Source organism: Anaeromassilibacillus sp. Marseille-P3371 (assembly GCF_900169665.1).
In the GTDB taxonomy this organism is placed as follows: Bacteria; Bacillota; Clostridia; order Oscillospirales; family Acutalibacteraceae; genus Anaeromassilibacillus.
On record NZ_LT835157.1, the window covers coordinates 596541 to 598235 of the forward strand.

The 1695-nt window shown below is 53.8% G+C and carries 1 protein-coding gene; it reads right to left on the minus strand.

The window, feature by feature from the left end; genetic code table 11:
- Positions 1-363: 363 nt before the first annotated feature.
- Positions 364-1695: FIVAR domain-containing protein (locus tag B9Y59_RS01805; protein WP_158088912.1), on the minus strand; the 1332-nt coding region annotated here is incomplete at its 5' end.

Here is a 1695-nt window from a genome sequence, read left to right on the forward strand (position 1 = left end):
TCCACAGGGGAAGTCCTACAGGAGCAAGCAGAAGCCTTCACAGTGGCCGGCATCACTAACTTGCCATAGCGTAAAATAGATGAATCAAACATAGAAGGACCTAATCCTGGGAATCCCCAGGATTAGGTCCTTTGTTTATCAGGAAGAAACCTTCCCTCTTATTTCGATGTCCAGTCCATGATTACACAATCGTCACTGCACAATGCTTTACTGGAGCATTGCCCGGCGGCATTATGCCGGTACTCGTGCTTCAAACCGATGGACGCACAGCGCGTTTTTCGTACCTACAGTGTTTCCTGCGCAGGCTCTCTGATCAACTGTTACTTGATCGGATGACTTATGTTCCTTACAAGTGTCCAGTATTTAACCAATGGCCACTGTGCAGTGTTTCACCGCGTTCTGCCCCGGCAGGGTCGTGTAAACGCCCGTGCTCTGGCCCGGGGTGCCGGTTGCATAGACTCTGTAGTAGTAATCGTTTCCAACCTTCGCCACAAACTGCGTCTTGAGAACGCTGCCGTTGCCTACTGTAAAGCTCGGCGCCTGGTTGTTTCCATTTACCACCGTCATCTTGAAGCAATAGGCCTGCCCGCGTTTCAGGGTAAAGTTCACCGTCGTATCGCTGCGGACATAGGCGCCAACTGCCGCTACATTCTGACCTGCGGATACCACACCGCTGGCTCCATAGGCGTTGCTCGCGTTTGCAGAAGAACTGCCAGAACTGCTGCCCTTGGACGGCTTATTGGTATCAACCTTCACCAGGTTGTTCTGTGCCTCGCGTGCCTGCGCCACAGCTGCATCGATCTTCTTCTGGCCTTCCTCCGCGTCCAGGCTGTCATCCGCCATCAACGCGTTCAAAACCTCTTTGACCTCTGCTACTGCTGCATAGCTTGCCGCTGTATATTTCGACGGATCGAGCGCATTGATTTCCTTCAGCAACTCTTCCAGTTCCGTCTTGTCCGCCTTCTTGCGCAGGGCCGACATCGCCTGCAACAGATCCTTCGCGGCCTGGTCCACTTCTGCCTGTGGGGAATCCTTGTCCAGCTTCTTGGCAGCTTCCAATGCCTCCAGGAACGCTTCCTGTCCGTCCGGCAGGTATTTGCCCGCTTCGATGTCCGTTTTGATTTCTTCCGCCTTTTCAATGGCGGTATTCAAATTGCTGACGTCCGATGCGCGAATCAGTTGCTTGGACGCAGCTGTCAGGTCTTCATATGCCTTTGTGATGTCGCCCTCCAACGGTTCCGGGTCTTCGACCACTTCTTTTGCCTGCTCCATCGCTTTTTCAAACAAGGTCCAGCTGCTGCTTGTGAAGTCATCCTCCACAAGGTCGCTCAGGATATTGTACAGCTCTTCCAGAGCGCTCTTATCGCCCGGCTGGAAGTTCAGATAATGCAGTACGTTCAGCAGGTCGCTCCAAGCCTGGTCAATCTCCGTCTGCGTCGCCGCTGTATTGTTCAGCACATCCTCCGCTGCGTCATATGCCTCCATGAAGGCTTCTCTCGCCTCGGTCACCAGCGAATCGACCGTCCCATCATCCACATAGGGCTTTGCATACTGATAGGTTTGCTCCAGAATCCGCTTGTCCGTCACCTCGAACACGAAGTCCAAGTCGACGCCTTCGCCCGTCATCTCTACTGTGTAGGTATACGAATCGCCGCTGATGAGTTCCTCCTGGCCGTTGACCGCCACCGAGCGGAA